24 protein-coding genes are annotated in these 21,482 nt (G+C 37.6%); 21 read left to right on the forward strand and 3 right to left on the reverse strand.

Features of this window, described 5'->3' with window-relative positions; translation table 11 throughout:
- Nucleotides 1-77 precede the first annotated feature (77 nt).
- The 13 genes from BSEPE_RS02330 (at nt 78) to BSEPE_RS02390 (ending at nt 12,435) form a co-directional block, all read left to right on the forward strand.
- Nucleotides 78-851 (forward strand): Hachiman antiphage defense system protein HamA, encoded by a 774-nt coding sequence (locus BSEPE_RS02330; RefSeq protein ID WP_066043591.1) that lies wholly within the window; start codon nt 78-80, stop codon nt 849-851.
- A complete protein-coding gene (locus BSEPE_RS02335; RefSeq protein WP_066043594.1) occupies nt 835-4,428 on the forward strand; it encodes a DEAD/DEAH box helicase in 3,594 nt (1,197 codons plus the stop codon). The genes BSEPE_RS02330 and BSEPE_RS02335 overlap by 17 nt, the downstream gene beginning before the upstream one ends.
- A 421-nt stretch (nt 4,429-4,849) precedes the next feature.
- Nucleotides 4,850-5,500 carry a thiopurine S-methyltransferase gene (locus BSEPE_RS02340; RefSeq protein ID WP_066043597.1) on the forward strand — a complete coding sequence of 217 codons (651 nt, stop codon included), beginning with the start codon at nt 4,850-4,852 and terminating at the stop codon, nt 5,498-5,500.
- Between the two features lie 3 nt (nt 5,501-5,503).
- The gene (locus tag BSEPE_RS02345; protein ID WP_066043600.1) at nt 5,504-5,824 is read left to right on the forward strand and encodes a cold-shock protein; all 321 of its coding nucleotides are present in this window, start codon (nt 5,504-5,506) and stop codon (nt 5,822-5,824) included.
- A 2-nt stretch (nt 5,825-5,826) separates the two neighbouring features.
- The gene (locus BSEPE_RS02350) at nt 5,827-6,429 is read left to right on the forward strand and encodes a transglycosylase SLT domain-containing protein (RefSeq protein WP_066043603.1); all 603 of its coding nucleotides are present in this window, start codon (nt 5,827-5,829) and stop codon (nt 6,427-6,429) included.
- A complete protein-coding gene (locus tag BSEPE_RS02355; RefSeq protein ID WP_066043605.1) occupies nt 6,429-6,725 on the forward strand; it encodes a Rieske (2Fe-2S) protein in 297 nt (98 codons plus the stop codon). Before BSEPE_RS02350 ends, BSEPE_RS02355 begins: the two co-directional genes overlap by 1 nt.
- Nucleotides 6,722-7,783 (forward strand): anthranilate phosphoribosyltransferase, encoded by a 1,062-nt coding sequence (locus tag BSEPE_RS02360; protein ID WP_066043608.1) that lies wholly within the window; start codon nt 6,722-6,724, stop codon nt 7,781-7,783. Before BSEPE_RS02355 ends, BSEPE_RS02360 begins: the two co-directional genes overlap by 4 nt.
- A 30-nt stretch (nt 7,784-7,813) precedes the next feature.
- The gene (locus BSEPE_RS02365; RefSeq protein ID WP_066043610.1) at nt 7,814-8,314 is read left to right on the forward strand and encodes a hypothetical protein; all 501 of its coding nucleotides are present in this window, start codon (nt 7,814-7,816) and stop codon (nt 8,312-8,314) included.
- Between the two features lie 15 nt (nt 8,315-8,329).
- A complete protein-coding gene (locus tag BSEPE_RS02370; protein WP_066043613.1) occupies nt 8,330-9,709 on the forward strand; it encodes a pyridoxal phosphate-dependent decarboxylase family protein in 1,380 nt (459 codons plus the stop codon).
- The gene (locus tag BSEPE_RS02375) at nt 9,702-10,190 is read left to right on the forward strand and encodes a cupin domain-containing protein (protein WP_066043616.1); all 489 of its coding nucleotides are present in this window, start codon (nt 9,702-9,704) and stop codon (nt 10,188-10,190) included. The genes BSEPE_RS02370 and BSEPE_RS02375 overlap by 8 nt, the downstream gene beginning before the upstream one ends.
- Nucleotides 10,180-10,986: a hypothetical protein gene (locus tag BSEPE_RS02380; RefSeq protein WP_066043620.1), complete on the forward strand. Its 807-nt coding sequence runs from the start codon at nt 10,180-10,182 to the stop codon at nt 10,984-10,986. Before BSEPE_RS02375 ends, BSEPE_RS02380 begins: the two co-directional genes overlap by 11 nt.
- 2 nt (nt 10,987-10,988) lie before the next feature.
- Complete coding sequence (locus BSEPE_RS02385) at nt 10,989-11,888, forward strand: cyanophycin synthetase (protein WP_066043623.1); 900 nt, start codon at nt 10,989-10,991, stop codon at nt 11,886-11,888.
- A gap of 88 nt (nt 11,889-11,976) precedes the next feature.
- On the forward strand, nt 11,977-12,435 hold the full coding sequence (locus BSEPE_RS02390) for a TVP38/TMEM64 family protein (protein ID WP_231893515.1): 459 nt from the start codon (nt 11,977-11,979) through the stop codon (nt 12,433-12,435).
- Here BSEPE_RS02390 and BSEPE_RS02395 read toward each other — a convergent pair.
- Genes BSEPE_RS02395 through BSEPE_RS02405 form a run of 3 tightly spaced genes read right to left on the reverse strand, consistent with a single transcriptional unit; the run spans nt 12,428 to nt 14,091 of the window.
- A complete protein-coding gene (locus BSEPE_RS02395) occupies nt 12,428-12,904 on the reverse strand; it encodes a YHS domain-containing (seleno)protein (protein ID WP_066043629.1) in 477 nt (158 codons plus the stop codon). The two genes, BSEPE_RS02390 and BSEPE_RS02395, sit on opposite strands and share 8 nt — an antisense overlap.
- A 22-nt stretch (nt 12,905-12,926) precedes the next feature.
- Entirely contained in the window at nt 12,927-13,535 is a 609-nt protein-coding gene (locus BSEPE_RS02400; protein WP_157059366.1) for a hypothetical protein, read from the reverse strand.
- The gene (locus tag BSEPE_RS02405) at nt 13,525-14,091 is read right to left on the reverse strand and encodes a sigma-70 family RNA polymerase sigma factor (protein WP_083502957.1); all 567 of its coding nucleotides are present in this window, start codon (nt 14,089-14,091) and stop codon (nt 13,525-13,527) included. The genes BSEPE_RS02400 and BSEPE_RS02405 overlap by 11 nt, the downstream gene beginning before the upstream one ends.
- A gap of 52 nt (nt 14,092-14,143) precedes the next feature.
- On the opposite strand from BSEPE_RS02405, the gene BSEPE_RS02410 reads away from it, so the two are divergent.
- From BSEPE_RS02410 to BSEPE_RS02445, 8 genes are all read left to right on the forward strand, one after another.
- Nucleotides 14,144-14,392: a BufA1 family periplasmic bufferin-type metallophore gene (locus BSEPE_RS02410; RefSeq protein ID WP_083502958.1), complete on the forward strand. Its 249-nt coding sequence runs from the start codon at nt 14,144-14,146 to the stop codon at nt 14,390-14,392.
- A gap of 63 nt (nt 14,393-14,455) precedes the next feature.
- The gene (locus BSEPE_RS02415; RefSeq protein WP_070104547.1) at nt 14,456-14,911 is read left to right on the forward strand and encodes a rhodanese-like domain-containing protein; all 456 of its coding nucleotides are present in this window, start codon (nt 14,456-14,458) and stop codon (nt 14,909-14,911) included.
- Nucleotides 14,905-15,720, forward strand: coding sequence for an MNIO family bufferin maturase (gene bufB, locus BSEPE_RS02420; RefSeq protein ID WP_066046041.1), 816 nt, complete (start codon nt 14,905-14,907; stop codon nt 15,718-15,720). Before BSEPE_RS02415 ends, bufB begins: the two co-directional genes overlap by 7 nt.
- A complete protein-coding gene (locus BSEPE_RS02425) occupies nt 15,713-16,249 on the forward strand; it encodes an HvfC/BufC N-terminal domain-containing protein (RefSeq protein WP_066043638.1) in 537 nt (178 codons plus the stop codon). Before bufB ends, BSEPE_RS02425 begins: the two co-directional genes overlap by 8 nt.
- Nucleotides 16,249-16,716: a DoxX family protein gene (locus BSEPE_RS02430; protein ID WP_066043641.1), complete on the forward strand. Its 468-nt coding sequence runs from the start codon at nt 16,249-16,251 to the stop codon at nt 16,714-16,716. Before BSEPE_RS02425 ends, BSEPE_RS02430 begins: the two co-directional genes overlap by 1 nt.
- Nucleotides 16,713-18,236, forward strand: a complete 1,524-nt coding sequence (locus BSEPE_RS02435; protein ID WP_231893516.1) for an FMN-binding glutamate synthase family protein — start codon at nt 16,713-16,715, stop codon at nt 18,234-18,236. The genes BSEPE_RS02430 and BSEPE_RS02435 overlap by 4 nt, the downstream gene beginning before the upstream one ends.
- The gene (locus BSEPE_RS02440) at nt 18,233-19,864 is read left to right on the forward strand and encodes an acetolactate synthase large subunit (RefSeq protein ID WP_066043643.1); all 1,632 of its coding nucleotides are present in this window, start codon (nt 18,233-18,235) and stop codon (nt 19,862-19,864) included. Before BSEPE_RS02435 ends, BSEPE_RS02440 begins: the two co-directional genes overlap by 4 nt.
- A 9-nt stretch (nt 19,865-19,873) precedes the next feature.
- A complete protein-coding gene (locus BSEPE_RS02445; RefSeq protein ID WP_066043647.1) occupies nt 19,874-21,250 on the forward strand; it encodes an aldehyde dehydrogenase family protein in 1,377 nt (458 codons plus the stop codon).
- The last annotated feature ends 232 nt before the right edge of the window (nt 21,251-21,482 follow it).

Consider the following 21,482-nt stretch of genomic DNA (forward strand, 5'->3'; position numbering starts at 1 on the left):
GGCACAGAAAACAATATGGTGCCCCTTGTTGGATACTGGGAAAGAACAATCACTATTGAAATGATGAGGGATAATTATTGTTAAATATAACTGATAAGTCAGTAGTTTCTGAACATACCCAAGATCGGCATTCATTTAAGAAGGTAGAACTCAAGGGAGCAGAATTCCAAAATCTTATTGAAGAACTCATAGATATTTTGCCTGATTATTATATAGACCCTTTATCAATGGCTAGCACTCTTGAGCGTTTAGGTAAGCCTGCTGCTGCGGAAAAGCTCAGAATAAAACTCCCCAAAGTAACAAAAATTCGCTCTGGCGATATTGGAGAAATTCTCACAACAGATTATATTGATGAAAAAACAGTATTTTCTGTACCAATAAAGAAATTGAGATGGAAAGATCACCGCAATATGGCAATGCGTGGTGATGATGTTATCGGGGTACTTATAAATCAAGAAAATCAAACAATAAAATTCCTCAAAGCCGAAGCTAAAAGCAATCAATCGTTAAGTCGTAATGTTTTGTCAAAGGCAAGGGATGAGCTTGATCTTGATGAGGGTCTACCAGCACCACATGCTCTTGAATTTGTGGCAGAAAGACTTAGAGACACAGGCAACCAAACTTTGGCAAACCTTATTGAAAAAGCACAGCTCTCTGATGGAATTGGTAATAGTCAAGTTGAGCACCTACTTTTTACCTTTACTGCATCGAAGCCTGAGAAACTTCAAAAAGAAGCATTTGATGATTATAGCGGTAATATAAAGCAGTCCTCTGTTGGTTTTCAAGTTAGTAATCACCAAGAGCTTATTGGAAGTGTTTATCAGGGAGTGCTAGATGGCCTCGGCGATTGAAGAGATAGAAAAAGCTATTCAGCAGGCAATAGCTACAGGTTTCAGAGGGCGATTACTTGAGCGGGGGTTAGCGCGTTCAATGATTTGGGTTGATGGTGAATTACCTGATGGTTCACCAAACTTTGCGCCAAGACTTAGTTATGATCTCCTGTCCTACGGTTATTCACTGTTATCTCTTGCTATTCGCCTCACAGAATTGAATGGTAACCCTGAGTTTGCCCGTGCCGCGTTTGAAAAAGCTGCCACAGCAATAACAGACGTTATACATAATGGAAATCCTGATGATCCAGAGAAAGGCTTTCATAAGGTGTTGGCAGCATCAAGTTATCATTTAGGGCGATTTTCTGCTAAAGCATTTTCATTGCTCAATCATAATATTGAAAATGAAAATTTGAGTCGAATAGAGAAAATGCTATCGTTACTCATGTTAAGGCAATTTGCTGCGCTTGAAACTTCTGTATTAGCTTGGAAAGAATCAGGACTTGGCTCAGATAATTCCCTAGCTGAAAAGATAGACTTTGAAATTGACCAACTCAATGGACAACTTGAGTCAGAGGATCGCCCAGAAGAATATGGAATAGCATCAATTGAGTTACCTATAATTGATTTGGCAATAACTGATAATTATTATTCTGCAATTTATGAGTTTCTATTCGCACTAGAAATAGGGAACATTGCACTACTTGAAAGTGCTATTAATCGGATAGAAAATAGCTTGTCTATTACTACAGAGCTTAACATGCTACCGCAATGGTGGGTTTTGAGAATAACCAAATACCTATTTCGTGATCTTTGGGAGTCCAGCTTTCATACGGTTCTTCCTGTTACTCCTGATCAGGAAAATAGTGAAGATTGGGCACTACTACGCTGGCTATTTATTGCTTCATTATTCAAACGTAATAAAGCTGAGATTGATCTTTGGCCATCCCAGTTAGAGGGCGCTAGGCGAGCGGTTAATGATGTTGATGATCTTGTGGTTTCACTTCCAACTAGTGCGGGTAAAACGCGTATCGCAGAATTATGCATTCTTCGATGTTTATCTATTGGAAAGCGCGTGCTCTTTATTACGCCGCTCAGGGCGTTGTCCGCTCAGACAGAGGCATCACTTCGTAAAACGTTTCTACCGTTAGGTAAATCAGTTTCTTCGCTTTATGGCAGTATTGGAACAAGCGACTTTGAACAGAATGTCATAAAGTCAAAAGACATAGTAGTAGGGACGCCAGAAAAATTAGATTTTGCCTTAAGAAATGACCCTTCATTAATAGATGATGTTGGTCTCGTGGTTTTAGATGAAGGGCATATGATTGGTCTAAGCGAGCGGGAGATAAGTTATGAAGTGCAAATTCAGCGACTATTAAAACGAGATGATGCTGAGCAAAGAAGAATTGTTTGCCTTTCAGCTATATTACCTGATGGCGATCAGTTAGAAGATTTTGTTGGCTGGTTGCGACGAGATAAGGAAGGCGGTGCTATACAATCTTTATGGCGACCTACAGATTTAAGATTTGGTGAGATTGTTTGGCAAGCAAATACTGGACGAATTAATTTTACTATTGGTGAAGAGAAACCATTTATCCCTAATTATATTCACCCCTTTATTCCGCCAGTTGGTAGAAGAAGCACACCGTTTCCTAAAAATAAAAAAGAACTAACCTTGGCGGCGACTTGGAGGTTAGTTCAGGATAATCATACAGTCTTAATATATTGCCCAGAAAAACGGTCTGTTAATAGTTTTGCAAGAGATATTATAGATTTGCATAAGCGAGAGGCACTCGACTCAGTATTGTCTGTTCCGTTACAACAACTAGATTTAGCAATAGTGTTAGGAGATGAGTGGCTTGGTGATGGACATCCAATTGTTGAATGCTTAAAAATAGGTGTAGCTGTTCATCATGGCGCTCTTCCAACTCCTTTCAGGAAGGAAATGGAAAAGTTGTTACGCGAAGGTATTTTGAAAGTTACAGTTTCATCCCCCACCCTTGCTCAAGGTCTGAATCTATCTGCGACTGCCGTTATTGTTTATTCATTAACACGTAATAAAAATATAATAGATGCATCTGAATTTAAAAATGTGATTGGTCGAGCTGGTCGAGCTTTTGTTGATACACATGGGTTAGTCCTCTACCCAATATTTGAAAGACATGATTGGTTTCGGACTCAGTGGCGCAGGTTAGTAGAAGATACAAAGGCACGAAATATGGAGAGTGGTTTGGCTCTTCTTGTCATCACTCTTGTAAGTCGAATAGCTCAGAGTATAGGGAACTCAGATATTAATGGGCTTCTTGAGTCAGATATTAATGGGCTTCTTGAGTCAGATATTAATGGGCTTCTTGAGTATGTTTTAAACAATACTCAAGCATGGGGATTTCCTAATGTTGCTAATGAGACCACAGAACAGATCAAGGCGCAAAAAATTGCATGGGATAAGCATATAGTAAGCCTTGATACAGCTCTTCTAAGTATGTTAGGCGAGGAAGATGTTTCAATAATTGATATACCAAATGCACTTGATGCAATCCTTCATTCTTCACTATGGCAAAGAAGTTTAAATCGTCATGATGAAGAGAAAAAAGGACTAAAAGGACTGTTTGATTCCGTATTAGCTCAACGAGCTAAATACATATGGAATGTTACAACTACCTTTCAACGCAAAGGATACTTTCTTGCGGGAGTTGGGCTTGATACTGGTCAGAGGCTTGATGCTATATCTCCTCAAGCCAACGTATTGCTTGTAAATGCGAACGGATATATATCTGCCAATGAGCAACAGTTAGCAATAGCTAGAATAATACAGTTGGCTGAATTAGTTTTTGATATTGCACCTTTTACCCCGCGTAATTTACCTGATGACTGGAGAGAAATCTTGGCAGTTTGGTTAAGAGGCGAAATTCTCACAGAGCATGAATTTAATGATATCAACGAAGCTCTGATGTTTATAGAGGATGGCTTAATCTACCGTCTACCTTGGGGATTAGAAGCTATTAGAGTTCGTGCGCAAGCCAATGAAGATGTTATTGGTGATAGTGCAACAATAGATGATTATGAAGTTGGGCTGGTAGTTCCTGCTATAGAAAATGGGACTTTAAATAGAAGTGCCGCACTGTTGATGCAAGCTGGGTTTAACTCAAGAAAAGCTGCGATACATGCGGTCAGTTCAACAAACGCCTCTTTCACAACAGGCGTTCAATTAAAAGCATGGCTAAATTCTGTAGAGGTTTTTGACCTCGCTATTGAACCTGATTGGCCAACACCTGAAACTTCTAATTTATGGCGGGATTTTATAAAAGAGTATGATCCAAAACCGGAGACCACATGGAAATTGGCTAATTCAATAATATCTGTTGTTTGGATAAATAACTATAATCCCGTTGCTGGAAGATTTGTGAAGCTTCATAATCTTAAAAAAGGAAACACTCTAATACTAGGATCAGATGGTGAGCTAATAGGTAGTATTGCTAACTACCGATATAAATTACTCGACGGTGGCATTTATCGCTCTAGTATTCATAGTGATACCAGTTATATTGATGTGAGATATTGGGGGGCGGAAGGTAGCCCTTTTGATTATCATGTTTAAAATATAATGAACCCAGAGAGGGGTTCAATCTACAATAAACTTTTAAGCATGGTAAAAGTGCCGTATAACAATCACATGCACTCGGATAGAAAAAAGCGCCACTCGTTCCTCGCTCTGCTTTTTCTGCCGGTGATGTGAGACGTTAGCTGCAAAATACGCGAGAACAATTAGGGTCAGAGAGTGATTTATACTAAAATAACACTTTTGTATCACCCAACTGTGTAAATATCACCATTTTTTAATCAATGTTCCCATTAAATCTTGTTTTTAATTTATACTATCCAATGGCAATTGGATGCAGCCGTAGTGATGTTGTGACACACTCTAGATTACACAAACAAATCTATGGGTCAGATAAGGGTTAAAATGAATGATGATTATTCATATTTATGCAAAGGTTTTATTATAAAGGATAAAGAAAATGACAGATTGGATACAGCGCTGGAAAGACGGTGAAACGGGGTGGCATAAAGACACGCCGAACGATAAATTGGTGAAGTTTATAGATTGCTTGCAGTTAGAACGGGCAGCGACGGTGCTAGTGCCGTTGTGCGGCAAGAGTCAGGATATGGTGTATTTACTGGAACAGGGGTACAAAGTGATTGGCGTGGAGTTGAGTGAAGTGGCAGTCACTGCATTTTTTCAAGAAAATGCAATGCCTTATACGGTGCAAGAGGCGAATAATTTCACGGTTTATAATGCACGAAATATCCGTATTTTTTGTGGTGATTTTTTTAACCTTGATTCAGGGCATTTAGGGATGACAAGTGCACTCTATGATAGGGGTGCATTGATTGCTCTACCTGAGGATTTAAGGGTTAAATATGCACAACATTTATACGATATAATACCGAGCGGTTGCCGGATATTGTTGTTGACTTTAAATTATCCGCAATCGCAAATCAGTGGACCCCCTTTTGCCGTCGATGAAGCAGAGGTAAAATCACTGTTTGAATGGTTTGAGTGTCAGCAGTTAGAGTGTTTTAATGACATTAAAAATGAACCTAAGTATCTACACGCAGGTGTGGATTTTATTGAAAGAGCAACATATTGTTTGCATAAAGAGGAATAAAGAATGGCTACAATGAAAGGTGAAGTAAGCAAGTTTGGCACGAAAGGATATGGTTTTATCGTTGGCGATGATGGTGAGCAGTATTTTGTGCATCAAAAGAATGTGTTTAATAAATCGCGCCTGAATACAGGTACGCGTGTGAAATTTAAGGCAGAAAACTCTGATAAAGGGTGGGTTGCGAATGAGGTTGAATTGGATGCTCATGCTAAATCATCTAATCCTAAATCAGCCTCTAAGCCGATGTCAGATGGTATGATTAAAGGGTTATTTTCGGTGTTGTTTATTGCGCAGGCTGTGGTTGTTTATAAAATATTTTTAAGTTAGCAATGAAGAAATTTTCGTTACTTTTATTGCCTTTGCTTCTATCGGGATGTTTCTCTTCGCCTGCGATTGAAGTCAGTAATATTTGCACCTTGATGGATGAAGAGGTAACTTGGTATCAAGGGGTGAAAGCCTCTGAGAAAAAATATGGCGCACCTGCGTATGTGCAGTTGGCTATTATTTATCAGGAGTCTCGTTTTCAGTCAGATGCAAAGCCGCCTAGAGGTAAATTATTCGGTGTCATTCCATGGGCCAGGCCGAGTAGCTCTAAAGGGTTTGCGCAGGCTACAGAAGGGACTTGGGATTGGTATCAAAAGAGCACAAAAAATTATAACAGGTCGCGTACTAATTTTGTAGATGCAGCGGATTTTGTTGGTTGGTATATCAGTCAATCTAACAAGCGTTCTGGTGTTAGTAAGACAGACGCTTTTAATCAATATTTGGCTTATCATGAGGGGCATGGTGGGTTTAATCGTAAGACTCATTTGCGTAAAAATTGGCTTATTGGGGTAGCTAAAAAGGTTGAAAATAACGCCAAACGCTATAAAAAACAACTCAAACAATGCAGAGCAAGATTGGATAAAAATAGAGCTTGGAGTTTCTTCTAATGTGGGTTAAAGTATTGGACAATACACCAAAAGAAGGCACAATGGTTGAGGCAACTGTCGAAGATAAAAAGATATTTGTAACGATGAATAACGGTACGCTGTATGCAGCTGAAAATCGCTGTCCACATGAAGATATTGAATTGACTTTAGGCTGCTTAAAGGGTAACCGTGTTAAGTGCTCTTTGCACGGATACAGTTTTGATTTAACCACGGGCAACAGTTCAGAGGACGATGTTGATAATATGCGAACTTACGCCGTCAAACAAGAAAATAACGAAATATACATACAATTATGAATTCACAAGCGCTTTTAAAATCCATTATTCAACGCATTGCAACAGGTCCAGATCTAAGTAAAGATATTGTTTTTGAAGAGGCTAGAGATGGTATGCAAGCCATTTTGCGTGGTGAGATTGACGATGTACAATCAGCGATTTTCTTGATTGCTTTGCGCATGAAACGCGAAACAATGGAAGAAAACGAAGGCATTTTGGCAGCTATTCTTGCAGAAAGCGACAAACAACAGGTTAATGTTGATGATTTGGTGGACTTGGGTGACCCGTATAGTGGCTATAACCGCTCTATTCCTGTATCGTCATTCCTTCCGCCAGTATTGGCTGAGCTGGGTTTGCCAACAGTTATTCACGCATTAGATAGCGTATCACCAAAATTTGGATTGACGCATCGTCATATTAATCAGGCACTAGGTTTGAGCCTTGACCATTCAACTGCTGAGGCGAAAAGTAGACTGGAAAATAAGGCAATTGGTTGGAGTTATATTGATCAAGCCAGTTATTGTAGTGGTTTACACGATTTGGTTTCCTTGCGTGACCGTGTTATTAAGCGCACAGTGATTAATACCGTAGAAACATTAATTGGACCTTTAAGGGGTAAATCTACACATTCAATTTTGGGCTATGTGCACAAACCTTATCCACCGATTTACGCACACCTGGTTAATGCATCGGGTATGAATACTGCACTTTTAGTGCGCGGTGTTGAGGGCGGTGTAATTCCTTCTTTGCGACAAAAAGGTTTAATGGTGTCCTATAATGGCATTGAAGAAAAAGACCGTGTGGATATTGAGCCCAAATCTTTGGGTATTAAACAAGAAATGCGCGCGATATCCCTGCCCAAAGGTTTGAATGTTGAAAACGATATTGAGGCGTTAGCAGAATATACCGTTTCACTCGGCAAGGCAGCGCTATCAGGGGAGCAGGGTATGTTTTATGATGGCTTAGTTTTGGCCAGTAGTTTAATTCTTTGGCATACCAAAAAAGCCGATTCGTTAATTGAAGCTGCGCAAATGACAAGGGAAGTTTTGGATTCGGGTAAAGCGTTAAATCGTTTATAATTGTATTTTTTAAAATAAAAATAAAATAATATGAATAATAAGATAAAAATTATCGTTAGTTGGATCATTGCTCTATGGGCATCAAATGTATTTCTTGGTTCGTTATTTTATAAATTTGATAGTAGTGCGTTAGAGCCACAATATATTTTTAATACCATTGGTGCTTGGCTTAGTAGCAGCGTAAATACCACGATAGGTGAGTTGTTTTCTGAGTATGGTGCGATTTTAATTGGTTTGGCTGAGTTAGTAACTGCTTTGGTATTATTATCTCCGATTGTACTATGGAAACACAGAAAAAAACTTCATTGCATCGGCGGCTTAATGGCATCAATGGTGATGGCAGGGGCAGTTTTTTTCCATGTGTTCACCCCTTTAGGTTGGAATCCAACCTGGTCAGTGGTAAACGAGAGTGCTTGTCAGGCAGTCTTTATTGCGCCTAATTCGTGTGTAGATACTGGTCTGGCAAATGCTGCTTTATCAATCCTAATTTTAGGCATTGTTATGTTTTTCTTGAATAAAAAATCTAATTAATTTTTTTTATTTTTAATGCAAGACAGTGAATTACTTGAAAAAATAGCGCAAGTACTTAAACGCGAAAATCTAAATAATAATCGCTTAATTAACCACCAATCGGTGGTCGAATTAACTGAAATATTAGACTTAGACAAACAATCAACCCAAGATTGGGCGCAATTGTTTGTTTGGGTGCAGCAATATTTGGATTATTCTCCCGACACCAGTCATATCGGATTTGCTAACCGTATGTGGTCAGGTGCTAATATGCCTTCAGTTTTAGGTGAAATTATTGCCGCGTTTAGCAATACTTCTGCCTGCACCTTTGAATCTGCACCTGTTGCCACCTTGATGGAGACTTATATGCTTAAGCAAATGCTTGAGATTGTAGGTTTTAAAAATGGCGAAGGGCAAATGACGACCGGATCAAGCAATGCCAATATGATTGCAATGATGGTGGCGCGTAATCAGACCTTAAACTCAGTAAAAACACAAGGGTTATTTACTCAAAAACCTTTGTTTGCTTTTGTCAGTGAAGACGCGCACTATTCGCTAGACAAGGCGGCGAATATTTTAGGCATTGGTACTGAGCACTTGATTAAAGTACCAACAAATAAAAATGCAAAAATGGATGTTTTGGCACTTGATAAAGCCATTCAAAAAGTTCAGAAAAATGGCGGCATTGCATTTTTTGTTTGTGCTACTTTGGGAACGACAGTGCGAGGGGCTTATGACGATATTGAAGCGTTGTTAAAACTGAAAAATAAACACCATTTTTGGCTACATGGTGATGGCGCCTGGGGCGGGGCAGCAATAATGAGCTCAGCATTAAAAACTAAATTTTTAAGCGGCATTGAACAGTTGGATTCGTTCACGATGGATTTTCATAAGATGCTTGGCAGTAGTCTAATGTGTAATTTTTTATTATTAAATCATCAAAATTTATTATCTTGTACTTGTGCAGATGGGGATAATAGTTATATTTTTAGAGACAATGCAGTTGATTTGGGTGCCAGTTCACTGCAATGTGGTCGTCGTGTGGACAGTTTGAAATGGTTTTTAGATTGGAAATTCTACAATAAGCAAGGATTTTCTGACAGAGTTGAGAGTTATTATCAATTGGCAAAATTTGCAGAGGACTTTATTGATAGAAGTGGTGAGTTAGAAACGGTGGAAAGACGCAATTCATTTAATGTGTGTTTTCGTTTTAAAGCACAAAATTCCAACGCTTTTAATCAAAACTTACGCCATCAATTGTTAATAGAAGAGCAGGCGCTATTTGCACTTGCTTATATAGGAGATAAACTGGTATTTAGATTGTTAATTAGCAATAATAATATTGATAAAGTGAAACTAACAGCATTGTTAAATCGTTTAATTAAAGTAGGGAAGGTACTAGAAAAAAATGCTTAAAAAAATTAAAAATTACGATTATGTGCATACAACGGATTTTGACTTTAAAGCCTTATGTAAATTATTAAGTCAAGAAAATTACGATTTGGCAGTTGAGAAAATCAAGGCTTTAGCAAAAGAAATACAGGTAAAAAATCTAGCGCTTGATAAAAGCAGTTACACGAGGAATGTTATTATTCATAATAACGATTGTTGGCTAGGGTTATTGCATTGGGATAAAGGTGCAACAACACGCATTCATGGTCATCCAGAGCAAGCTTTTTTGTATGTGGTCGAAGGTGAATTGCGTTGTAAAAATTTTGATAAAAATCCATTAACCGAGCTTAAATCTAAAGGTTTAAGTGGTGGGGAATATCTTTATAGTAAGGGCGTAAAAGGCAAATTGGATAATTGTATTCATCAAATTAACGCAAAACAAAAAAGTATAAGTTTGCATTATTACTCAGACAACCCAATTAAAGGAGAAGTGTTTGACATTTAGGTTAATTTTCCACTATATTATTTGGTCAATCCGCTTAGGTATTCCTGCTTGGTATTATTTTCAAATTAACGCTGAGTGGTACAACAAGAAAAAAGGATTTTATTCCAAAATTGATATGGATGCTCGTATTCCAAAAAAATGGCGTTTGGAGCAATATTATTTTGATAAAAATAATCCGCCTAGTGCGTTCCCCGTGTTTCTCAAACCTGAGTGGGGACAAAATTCTAATGGCATTATTAGAATTGATAATGAGCAAGAATTTTTAAATTTCAATCCAGCGAGTAGTAAAATCCCTTATATTTTGCAATATGCGGCACACGAAAAAAAAGAATATGAGGTTTTCTATATTCTCGATGCAGAAGACAAAACCCGTTTAAGTACGCTGAATATTGCTCAGTCAATTAACGGCTCAGATGAGCGTTACCCTGTTAATGGTATTAACAATAAAAATACGCTTTATCAAGATATTACCCAAGAATTTAGCGTAAAAGAATTGGATATTTTGCATGTGTATCTGCGAGAGTTGCCGTCTTTTCGTATTGCCAGAGTGGGACTTAGGGCAAACTCTAAAGAGGATTTACTTTTGGGCTTGTTTCATATTATTGAAATTAATTTATTTGCCCCATTTCCTATTCATTTATTGGATAATAGCGTTGCAAAAAAAACCAAATATAAATTTATTAAAGACAATATGAAGCACTTAGTCAAGGTCAGTAATACCACGCCTAAAGAGCACTTTAATCGTTTTGTTTTCTTTAAAAAAATTATCAAACATTACCAATCAAAATCCGAATAACAATGCGATTATTACATCAGTTTTTATCGCGTTTTTTTCTATCAGGTTGTAGTGATTATAATCCACTCAAAGTCCGTCGTGCCTGCCGCTCAAAAGCACAGGCCAGGTTGGCATTTGCAGAAAATACATTGCCTTATGCGCAAGGTAGGACTTTTATTAATCCGTATTCGGCCTTTAAATTTTCTCAGCAACACGGTTTTCCTCTGGTTATTAAACCCAATGTTGGAGGCTTTTCTCGAGGTGCGTACTTCCCTATTGAAAATAAAACACAGTTATTGGCAGCGAGTATCGGTGTTAAAAAATGGTGGCCAAATAGCATCATAGAAGAATATTTACTAGGTAAAAATTACCGTGTGGTAGTAACAAAATTTGGTATTATGTCGGTGCTTAGGCGTTACCCACCGTTTGTGCTTGGTGATGGAGTTCAGTCTATTAGGGCATTGATTGATGCGGAAAATACCACAAGACAAAAAATGAAATTAGCACCCGTTACTCAAGAAATCCCTAAAAATTTAGCCATTAAAAAACATTTAAAAGGGCAGGGGATGAATTTTTCCACAATCCCCAAAGTCAATCAAAAGGTTTATCTTCATCATAAAATTTCGCTTAAATTAGGCTCAAGTATTGAAGTCATTGACAAAGTCAAACTGACCGACAATAACAAGCAAGATTTAATTAAAATATTGAATTTCTTTGATGCCAATATTTTAGGTATTGATGTTATTTGCAAACAAGGTATTGAAGTTGATTTTAATGCGCAACAGTGTATTTTTTTAGAGCTTAATTCTCGTCCATTTTTAAAAATGCACGATAACCCAAGGTATGGCAACAAACCCAAGGATTTAGATGATTTTTATCATAAATTAAACCAATTGGAAGTTATTGACAATGAAAAATATTAGCAAAAAAAAATTATTTTACGGTTTTATCGCGCTCAATATTGCTGCGCTAATTTATTTTTATTTTAGTGATTATAAAATTGATCCAAAAATGCTTAAAACACTTATAAACACCAAGTATTTTCTAGTTTCTTATGTGATTTATATTTTAATTTTGGTTGTCAGGGGATTAACCCTATTGCCAGGTACTGCTTTTTTACTTGCAGGTATTTATATTTTTTCTTTTACTCAGGTATTTTTTGCCATTCAAATCGCTATCATAGGCTATTGTCTGATTATTTATAACTTTGCGTATAAGTTAAATTTTAAAGTGCCTCAAAAAATACTGGACTATGAGCAAAAAATAAAAACTAAAGAAGTTCCTATTATTTTTGCCTTGTGTTTTATCCCAGGCATTTCAATCAATGTGTTGATTTATTTCTTGTCAATTATTGATATTAAACTTAAAAATATCTTAATTGGTATTATTGCCGGCACTTCAATTACTTCAGCAATTTACATCTCACTCATTACAGGTGTATACGAATCTGCAAATTACGCACTCAATTAAGTGTTGTAAACTTATTTTTACCCAGCCAAAAATCATTCGCTTTACTGATAAAGCCTGGAATGTCTTTAATCCATCGGCTATTAGTCTCTTTATTGTAATTTAAGTAAAGCTTATTATCAACAATTGTCCAGATATTTGGGTCGCCATACACGCCTTCGCCATCAATACTCATGCGCCAAGCACAATGTCCGCCATATTGTGGCGCATATCGTTGCGGGTCAGTCTTAAATAATGCTAGATTTTCTGCATTTTTAAAATGCCAAGTTTTCCCTTGATATTTAAATGAAAACTTAGAATTTCCTTTCGCAGGTTGATTTTCAGTGAAATAATTAACAGCATCATAACCCTCAATAGCAAATTCATTACCCTCGCTGCCAACACCCCAAAAAGAATGTTTGGTGTAAACAAAGTCTAGTGACAATGCTTGCAAACTAAAAAGCGATAACGCTAACAATAGTATTTTTTTCATATATTTTTCCTTTTTTTTATTTTTAAATTTCCCACTTATGTTGATAATCTATAATAGCAGGTGCAGAGGGTAATGGGTTGTTTTTATTTTCAAGTGAAATAATCATTTCTCCGCCATTGAGCATTGCTAAAATTTCTCCATTAATGCTAAAAGATTTTTTACCTGTTTCGGGCATCAGTCCAATAAGCAATGTTTTACTGCCTTTTTTAACCCATAATGTACAAGCATTTGCTTTATCAGTGTGTTGGTGCGTTGTGGCAGTGATGAATATTTGTTGTTTTGACAAGTCAGTGTCAATGTCCCAACCTAAACTCGCATTTGCAGTTTGATTAAGTAAAGTAACACTAAGCAACAGGCTCAAACTGGCAAAACCACTTAAGGCATAACGCCAAGATGTTAGCCAAGCCTTAAAGACACCAGTTTTATGAGGTTTTATTTGTCGATTAATATTTTTCCAAATTATTTGCGCAGACTCTTTCTCTAGTGGCGCTTGTACATTTAGCCTACTTAAGTGTAATTGCCATTGTTGTAGCGCCCTTTTGAATGCGACAGTCTTTTTAATAGCCTGCTTTTCTTCTGTACTTAGCAAACCTAATGCGTACTGGAAAGCTAAAAAATTATCATCCATCATTTATCTCCATACATTTCTTAAGGGTTGGCATTGCTCTGCGCACCCATGTTTTAATGGTGCTTAATGGCACTTTGAATGTTTTTGCAATGTTTTCATAGGTTAAGCCTTTAAAATAAGACATTAGTAGAATATTCATAATTTCTGGTTTAAGCTGCTGTAGGCAGTTATTTAATTGCTGTTTGTTTTGTTGTTGCTCCATTTCATCTAAGAAATGTAATTGCTCATCACTAATAACAGATAACTCAAAATCATCTTGAATAGGTAATTCACGCTTGCGTAAATAATCCAGTGCATGATTTCTGGCAATGGTTGACATCCAAGTCATGACACTGGCTTTTTCATGTTGATAAGTTTCTATTTTGTGCCAAATTTTCACATACACCTCTTGTAGGCAATCTTCGCTTAATTCTCTTTTCTTTAATATACGAATAATGACACCAAAAAGTTGCACATTAGAGAGTTCGTAAACTTTTTTAAAAGTTTTCTCACCTTTTATTTTTTTTAATTGCTCAAAATAAATATCAATGGGTTTTTTTTTGCATTTTATGAAACTTATTTATATTTTGCAGCGTATAGTATAGTGTGATTGATTAACCTTATAAAAAATAATGAATAAAATGAAAACACTAACCTTGGCAGGCCTTACTTTATTAGGCTCTAACTTTGTTGTTATGGATGTTAATGCAGCAGCTAAAGAAAAATGTTATGGTGTTGTTAAAGCGGGTCAAAATGATTGTGCCACTAAAACCTCATCATGTGCAGGCTCTTCAAAAACAGACGGACAAACAGATGCTTTTATCGCTATGCCTAAAGGTTTGTGTGAGAAATTGGTAGGCGGCAGCTTAGTCTCTTCTTAAACTTTTTTAGACGCTAAAAAATCACAATTGAGTATTTAACTTGGCTGTGATTTTTTTTATAAAATGATAAAAATAATTAAAAACTTTGTATTGGTATTTATTGCCCTAACTTCTTTTAGCGTGATGGCTGAATTTAACGCACTTTCTACTAAGCAAGTGCAAGAAAAAATGAGTCAAGGTGTTGCCGTGATTGATATTCGTAGGCAAGATGAATACGACAAATATGGGATTATCCCTGGCGCTCATAAACTTACTTTTTTTGACGGTAGGGGTAATCACAATGCACAAAAATGGTTGGCAGATTTTTCTAGCATTGTCAAAGGAAAAGACACGCCTTTCATTTTGGTTTGTGCGCACGCCAATCGAACCAAGGTTGTTGGAAACTTCTTAAGCAACAAGGTTGGCTATAAAAATGTTTTTGAACTTGAAGGCGGTATTATTAATGGTTGGATTGATAAAGATTTGGCAACCACTAAAATTAAAGCGGGCACATCCAAACCTTGGTACAAACTTTGGTAATTAAAAATGTTGGCATTGGGCTTCGCCATCAACATTTGCAACAAGTGATTGATGAGCAGCCAGATATCGATTGGTTTGAAGTACATAGTGAAAATTTCTTTTATGACAATCTTGCGACTTATCAGTTGGAACAAATTGCCGATAAATATCCATTAAGTTTTCATGGTGTCGGACTTTCCTTGGGTTCGGCAGATACACTAAATCAACAACATTTGCAAAATCTTAAAAATGCTATTGAGCGTTTTAAACCGGATTTAATCTCTGATCATCTTAGCTGGTCAAGTATTGATGGTCATTATCTAAACGACTTATTGCCTATGCCTTATAGCAAAGAGTCTCTACAGCACTTTGCTGATAAAATTAAACAAACGCAGGATTTTTTGGGCAGGCAGATTCTGATTGAAAATCCATCCTCTTATCTACAATTTAAACATTCAAGCATTAGTGAGTGGGATTTTTTTGCGGCTCTGCCAGACTTGTCTGGTTGTGCCTTGCTATTAGATGTTAATAATATTTATGTGAGTTGTGTTAATCACAAGTATCAGCCTCAGGATTATTTAAATGCTATCAATGCTGATGATGTGGCAGAAATTCACTTGGCAGGGCATACTAAAAAAGTACTTGAAAATGGCACAATTTTGATTGACGATCATTCTAAAAAAATCTCAAACGAGGTATGGTTACTCTATCGTAAAACTTTAGAAAAAATCGGAAATAAACCTACTTTGATTGAATGGGATAGCAATATTCCAAAATTATCTGTCTTGTTAAGTGAAGCAAATAAAGCACAAAGGTATTTAGATGCTTAAAAAATTACAACAACAGTTTTATCAAGATGTGCTTATTCCAAATGGGGCTAAGAACTATTTAAATGAGGGTAATTTTAATGGCAGTCATTTGATGCAAATCTACCATAATCAATATTTTTTGAGTCTAACCGAAGCCTTAGGAAAAACTTATAGTTGCGTTAAACGCTTGGTGGGCGAGGATTTTTTTAATCAAATTGCCAAAGAATTTATTTTAGTTAATCCTTCAAAAACAGGTAATATTATTGATTATGGTGATAATTTTGCAGATTTTATTCAATCAAGCCCACAGTGCAAAACTGTGCCATATTTAGCAGATGTTGCTAAATTTGAAAGATGCTATGATCGTTGTTATTTCCTGGGTATTGTATTTTTTATGCATTCAGTGTACCCTATCACTAAGATTTGGCAACTCAATGAAAACAGTGAGCAACTTGATTTGAATAGCGGGGAAGAATATTTGAAGATTTATCGTCAAGACGGTGAAGTTTTGGTGGAAGAAGTAACACAACAACAATACAAGGAGAAGTAATGACTAAATTAATTGATTTGTACAATCGGACTTTTGTATATTTGTATAAATTCACAGATGATATTTTTAAACTTTTTTTACGCTTATATGTTGCAGATGTATTTTTTCGTGCAGGCTTAACCAAACTTGGTAGCTGGGATTCAGAGTTGCCTTTTTTGTCATCAGGCGCACAATATTTATTTGAAAGTGAGTATAGCGTTCCTCTCATTCCCTGGGAATTGGCAGCCTATCTTGGCACGGCAGCAGAGTTGTTTTTGCCAATATTATTGCTATTGGGTTTGGCAACTCGTTTGAGCGCATTGGCTTTATTTGCTTTTAATATTGTTGCGGTTGTTTCGTATCCTATATTGTGGGAAGGTGGATTTTACGACCATAAGCTTTGGGGCGCGATGCTTTTGGTTGTTGTCATTTACGGGCAAGGAAAAATATCGTTAGATAATATAATTTGCAGGAGAGTGTCAAAATGAAAACAGAGACTGTGATAGAGATGTTTGAAACAGCAACCCCTGTTCTGGAGGCTTTGTCCACGCTATTTGTTTTTGCGATTGGTTTATTTGTTCTACTTATTGTTATTGTTTTTATCTTTGATATTAGCCAAAGAAAGAATGCGGTTTTACGAAATTACCCTGTTATTGGGCATTTTCGCGGTATTTTTTCTAGTTTAGGTGAATTTTTTCGTCAATATTTCTTTGCGATGGACAGAGAAGAGATGCCATTTAACCGTGCAGAACGAGAATGGGTGCACAGGGCTGCGAATAATACCGATACCACAGTGGCTTTTGGCTCTAGCAAAAATTTAACCCCTGTGGGTACTGTAATTTTTGCCAATTGCCCTTTTCCAACCCTTGACGAAGATGCGACTGAAACTCGTCCAATTGCAATTGGCGAGGGATTTTGTCAAAATCCCTACACGGCAAAATCACTTTTTAATATCTCGGGTATGAGTTTTGGTGCGATTTCTAAACCTGCAGTTTTAGCATTGTCAAACGGCGCAAGAATGGCAGGTTGTTGGTATAACACAGGTGAAGGCGGGCTGTCACCTTATCATTTAGAGGGCGGCGGCGACATTGTTTTTCAAATAGGCACGGCAAAATATGGTGTGCGTGATTTAGAGGGTAATTTAAGTGATGAAAAATTAATCGAAATTGCTGAATATGAGCAGGTCAAAATGTTTGAAATTAAAATGAGTCAGGGTGCAAAACCTGGCAAAGGTGGTATTTTGCCAGGTGCCAAAGTGACCGAGCAAATCGCCCAAATTCGTGGCATTGACGCGGGAGAAGATTCTATTTCCCCTAATCGCCATTTGGATATAGCATCTACTGACGACTTATTAAATATGATTAATCATGTGCGTAAGGTTACTGGCAAACCTACGGGTTTTAAGTCAGTGATTGGTGCGACGGATTGGCTGGATGATTTTTTCAAAGAGATTAACAAACGCGGCGAAGCATTAGCACCAGATTTTATTACCCTAGATAGTGGCGATGGTGGCACAGGAGCAGCGCCGATGCCATTGTTAGATAATGTCGGCTTGACGATTAAAGAAACCTTACCACTATTGGTTGATAAATTAGAGCAATACGGTTTAAAAAATCGCATTAAGGTTATTACCTCTGGCAAATTGATTACCCCATCTGAAGTGGCTTGGGCGTTATGCGCAGGGGCGGATTTTATTACCAGTGCGCGTGGGTTTATGTTTTCAATTGGTTGCATTCAAGCATTAAAATGCAATAAAAATACCTGTCCAACTGGCATTACCACACACAATAAACGCCTACAAAAAGGCTTAGACCCAGATAATAAAGCTACCAAAGTCGCTAACTATGTACATAATATGAATCACGCAGTTGAAGTTATTGCCCATTCTTGTGGCGTATCAGAGCCTAGAAAATTAAATCGCAATCATGTGCGTATTGTGCAAAATAACGGCCGATCAATACCAATGAATGAACTTTATCCGTCGCAACATTTAGGGGGAACGGTATGAAGGCATCCGATTTATTTGTTAAAGCCTTAGAAAACGAAGGCGTTGAATATATTTTTGGCATTCCTGGCGAGGAAAATCTAGATTTTTTAGATTCTTTGCAAGGCTCAAGTATTAAATTTATTTTAACCAGACATGAGCAAGGGGCGGCCTTTATGGCGGCCACTTATGGCAGAATGACAGGGAAAACAGGTGTGTGTCTAGCCACTTTAGGTCCTGGCGCTACTAATTTTGTTACCTGCGCAGCTTATGCACAACTTGGTGCTATGCCAATGCTGATGATTACGGGACAAAAACCAATTAACTCAAGCAAGCAAGGGCGTTTTCAAATTGTTGATATAGTGCGTATGATGGAGCCATTGACTAAATCTACCAAACAAATTGTGAATGGCAGTATGATTCCATCATTAGTGCGTGATGCCTTTCGTTTGGCTGAAGAGGAAAGACCAGGGGCAGTACATTTAGAATTACCCGAAGATGTGGCAGCTGAAGAAGTTGATAATTGGCATATTTTTCCTGTGCATGAAATTCGTCGCCCTGATGCCGATAAGCAGGCTTTGAATGATGCTATGCAAATGATTAAACTTGCTAAACGCCCATTAATATTAATGGGTGCGGGTGCCAATCGTAAAAAAGTGTTTGAGCCGTTAAAGTGCTTTATTGATAAATCGGGCATTCCTTTTTTTAATACACAAATGGGTAAAGGGGCGGTGAGTTGTGAAAATCCATTATTTTTAGGAACGGCTGCCTTATCAGATTCTGATGTATTGCACCGAGTGATAAACATGGCTGATTTAATCATTAACATTGGTCATGATGTGGTGGAAAAACCACCATTTTTTATGCACGAAGGTGGCACTAAAGTTATTCATGTTAACTTTAATTCAGCACAAGTAGATGAAGTGTATTTTCCACAATTAGAAGTAATTGGCGATATTGCCACCAGTATTAGTGCGCTAAGTAGACTTTTGCCAGAAGCATTGGACAATGATGTCGCTAATTTGCTTAAAAAGCGTGAAGAAATCAAGCGTGTTATTCATGAAATGGATACAAATGATTGTTATCCTTTGCTACCACAGCGCATTGTTGCTGATGTACGCCGTGCACTTGATAAGGATGCAATTATTGCCCTGGATAATGGTATGTATAAAATTTGGTTTGCAAGGCATTATCACACCTATATGCCCAATACGGTTTTACTTGATAACGCCTTAGCAACGATGGGTGCAGGTCTACCAAGTGCAATGGCATGCGCTTTAATTTATCCAAATAGACAGGTAATGGCCATCTGCGGTGACGGTGGGTTTATGATGAATTCTCAAGAAATAGAAACCGCAGTGCGTCTTAATTTGAATTTAGTTGTATTGATTATAACCGATCGTGCGTATGGAATGATTCGTTGGAAACAAAAGGGACAGGGCTTAAAAGATTTTGGGTTGAAATACAATAATCCTGATTTTGTTAAATACGCGGATAGTTATGGTGCAATAGGGCATAAAATACAAAGCGCAGATGAGTTTGTGCCATTGATTCAATCTTGCTTTAAGCAAGGTGGCGTGCATATTATTGATGTTCCGATTGATTACCGAGAAAATAAAAAGCTTTTCCCTAAACAACTACAAAATATATAGGCGTTTATTATGAAACAATTAATTGTTAAACAGGCTTATACTGATGCGATATTGGCTGAACTTACAATGCACAACGCCGAACAGGTAACGGCAATGTTGGCAACAGCCAGTGCTTTAGATAAAAACGGTTGTTTGCCCACATATAAGCGTATTCAGATTTTGCAAAAATTGGCAGATTTAATAAAAAATGAAGAGGAATATTTTGCGCGCTTAATTGCCAATGAAGGTGGCAAACCAATTAAAGATGCACGGGTAGAAGTTGCCCGTGCTATTGATGGTGTGCATTTGGCAATCTCAGCTATTCGTGATATTAAAGGTGCAGAAATACCAATGGATTTAACCCCTGCAGGTGCAGGTAGAAAAGCTTTTACCAGTATGGAGCCAATTGGCGTGGTGGTTGCTATTAGTGCTTTTAATCACCCTCTAAATTTAGCCATTCATCAGATTATTCCTGCTATTGCCACAGGTTGTCCCATTATTATCAAACCTGCCAGTTTGACGCCATTATGCACGCTACGCCTATCCAAGTTGATTGAGCAAGCAGGTCTACCGGTAGGTTGGGTGCAAGTGGCATTATTAGACAACGAAAATGCAGAAAAATTAGTAACCGATCCACGAGTGGCGTTTTTTAGTTTTATCGGTTCTGCAAAAGTAGGTTGGTATCTTAAATCAAAACTTGCGCCTGGTGTTCGTTGCGCCTTAGAGCATGGTGGAGTGGCGCCCTTAATTTTTGATGATTATCAGGATATAGACGGTTTTGTAAATGGCGTGGTAAAAGCCAGTATGTATCACTCTGGACAGGTCTGCGTTTCTGTGCAACGCGTTTATATTCCAAGCGTTAGAGCAGAAGAGATAGCACAAAAAATTGCCGCTGTTGCCAACCAACAAGTTGTTGGCGATGCAATTAATGAAGACAGTGACTTAGGGCCTTTAATCGCACCCAAAGAGGTGGATAGGGTAGAATCATGGGTAAATGAGGCTGTTGCTCAGGGTGCACGAGTAGTAACTGGAGGTCGGCGCATCAATAAAATCACTTATGAGCCAACAGTGCTGCTTAATCCAGCAAAAGATGCCAAAGTTTCAACGCAAGAAATATTTGCCCCTGTGGTTTGTGTATATGCTTATGATGATATCAATGAAGCGATTGAAGCGGCTAATAGTTTGGATGTGTCTTTCCAAGCTGCTGTATTTAGCGATAATCTCTCTCTTGCCATGGATGTGGCTGATAAATTAGAAGCCTCGGCAGTGATGATTAATGATTACACCACGTTTAGAGTAGATTGGATGCCATTTGCAGGTCGCAAGCACTCAGGCTATGGCATTGGCGGTATTGGCTATACCATGCGTGATATGCTTGAGCATAAAATGATTGTTATTAAATCTTAATTTAAATAAATCATTCCAGCCGAGCGCTTACGCGTCAGATGATTTTAGGCGTTATGTGTAAAAATTCTCACCACTTGCCCTGCGTGTAAGCAAGGTTTAGCACGGTATGAAAATTCAACAGGGGTTAATACATTGGTCTCTCTTAATCTTTTCATTTTGGACTTTCCGTTCATTTTTTTGTATTGCCAAAAAAACGAACCAAAAAAAGGCAACCCTTATTCCGCATTTTATT

The organism is endosymbiont of Bathymodiolus septemdierum str. Myojin knoll, assembly GCF_001547755.1.
In the GTDB taxonomy this organism is placed as follows: Bacteria; Pseudomonadota; Gammaproteobacteria; order PS1; family Pseudothioglobaceae; genus Thiodubiliella.

Coding starts and splice junctions, on each gene's coding strand:
- BSEPE_RS02335 (WP_066043594.1), top strand. CDS start 835: ATGGCCTCGGCGATTGAAGAGATAGAAAAAGCTATTCAGCAGGCAATA.
- BSEPE_RS02340 (WP_066043597.1), top strand. CDS start 4,850: ATGACAGATTGGATACAGCGCTGGAAAGACGGTGAAACGGGGTGGCAT.
- BSEPE_RS02345 (WP_066043600.1), top strand. CDS start 5,504: ATGGCTACAATGAAAGGTGAAGTAAGCAAGTTTGGCACGAAAGGATAT.
- BSEPE_RS02350 (WP_066043603.1), top strand. CDS start 5,827: ATGAAGAAATTTTCGTTACTTTTATTGCCTTTGCTTCTATCGGGATGT.
- BSEPE_RS02355 (WP_066043605.1), top strand. CDS start 6,429: ATGTGGGTTAAAGTATTGGACAATACACCAAAAGAAGGCACAATGGTT.
- BSEPE_RS02360 (WP_066043608.1), top strand. CDS start 6,722: ATGAATTCACAAGCGCTTTTAAAATCCATTATTCAACGCATTGCAACA.
- BSEPE_RS02365 (WP_066043610.1), top strand. CDS start 7,814: ATGAATAATAAGATAAAAATTATCGTTAGTTGGATCATTGCTCTATGG.
- BSEPE_RS02370 (WP_066043613.1), top strand. CDS start 8,330: ATGCAAGACAGTGAATTACTTGAAAAAATAGCGCAAGTACTTAAACGC.
- BSEPE_RS02375 (WP_066043616.1), top strand. CDS start 9,702: ATGCTTAAAAAAATTAAAAATTACGATTATGTGCATACAACGGATTTT.
- BSEPE_RS02385 (WP_066043623.1), top strand. CDS start 10,989: ATGCGATTATTACATCAGTTTTTATCGCGTTTTTTTCTATCAGGTTGT.
- BSEPE_RS02390 (WP_231893515.1), top strand. CDS start 11,977: ATGCTTAAAACACTTATAAACACCAAGTATTTTCTAGTTTCTTATGTG.
- BSEPE_RS02395 (WP_066043629.1), bottom strand. CDS start 12,904: ATGAAAAAAATACTATTGTTAGCGTTATCGCTTTTTAGTTTGCAAGCA.
- BSEPE_RS02400 (WP_157059366.1), bottom strand. CDS start 13,535: ATGATGGATGATAATTTTTTAGCTTTCCAGTACGCATTAGGTTTGCTA.
- BSEPE_RS02410 (WP_083502958.1), top strand. CDS start 14,144: ATGAATAAAATGAAAACACTAACCTTGGCAGGCCTTACTTTATTAGGC.
- BSEPE_RS02415 (WP_070104547.1), top strand. CDS start 14,456: ATGATAAAAATAATTAAAAACTTTGTATTGGTATTTATTGCCCTAACT.
- BSEPE_RS02425 (WP_066043638.1), top strand. CDS start 15,713: ATGCTTAAAAAATTACAACAACAGTTTTATCAAGATGTGCTTATTCCA.
- BSEPE_RS02430 (WP_066043641.1), top strand. CDS start 16,249: ATGACTAAATTAATTGATTTGTACAATCGGACTTTTGTATATTTGTAT.
- BSEPE_RS02435 (WP_231893516.1), top strand. CDS start 16,713: ATGAAAACAGAGACTGTGATAGAGATGTTTGAAACAGCAACCCCTGTT.
- BSEPE_RS02440 (WP_066043643.1), top strand. CDS start 18,233: ATGAAGGCATCCGATTTATTTGTTAAAGCCTTAGAAAACGAAGGCGTT.
- BSEPE_RS02445 (WP_066043647.1), top strand. CDS start 19,874: ATGAAACAATTAATTGTTAAACAGGCTTATACTGATGCGATATTGGCT.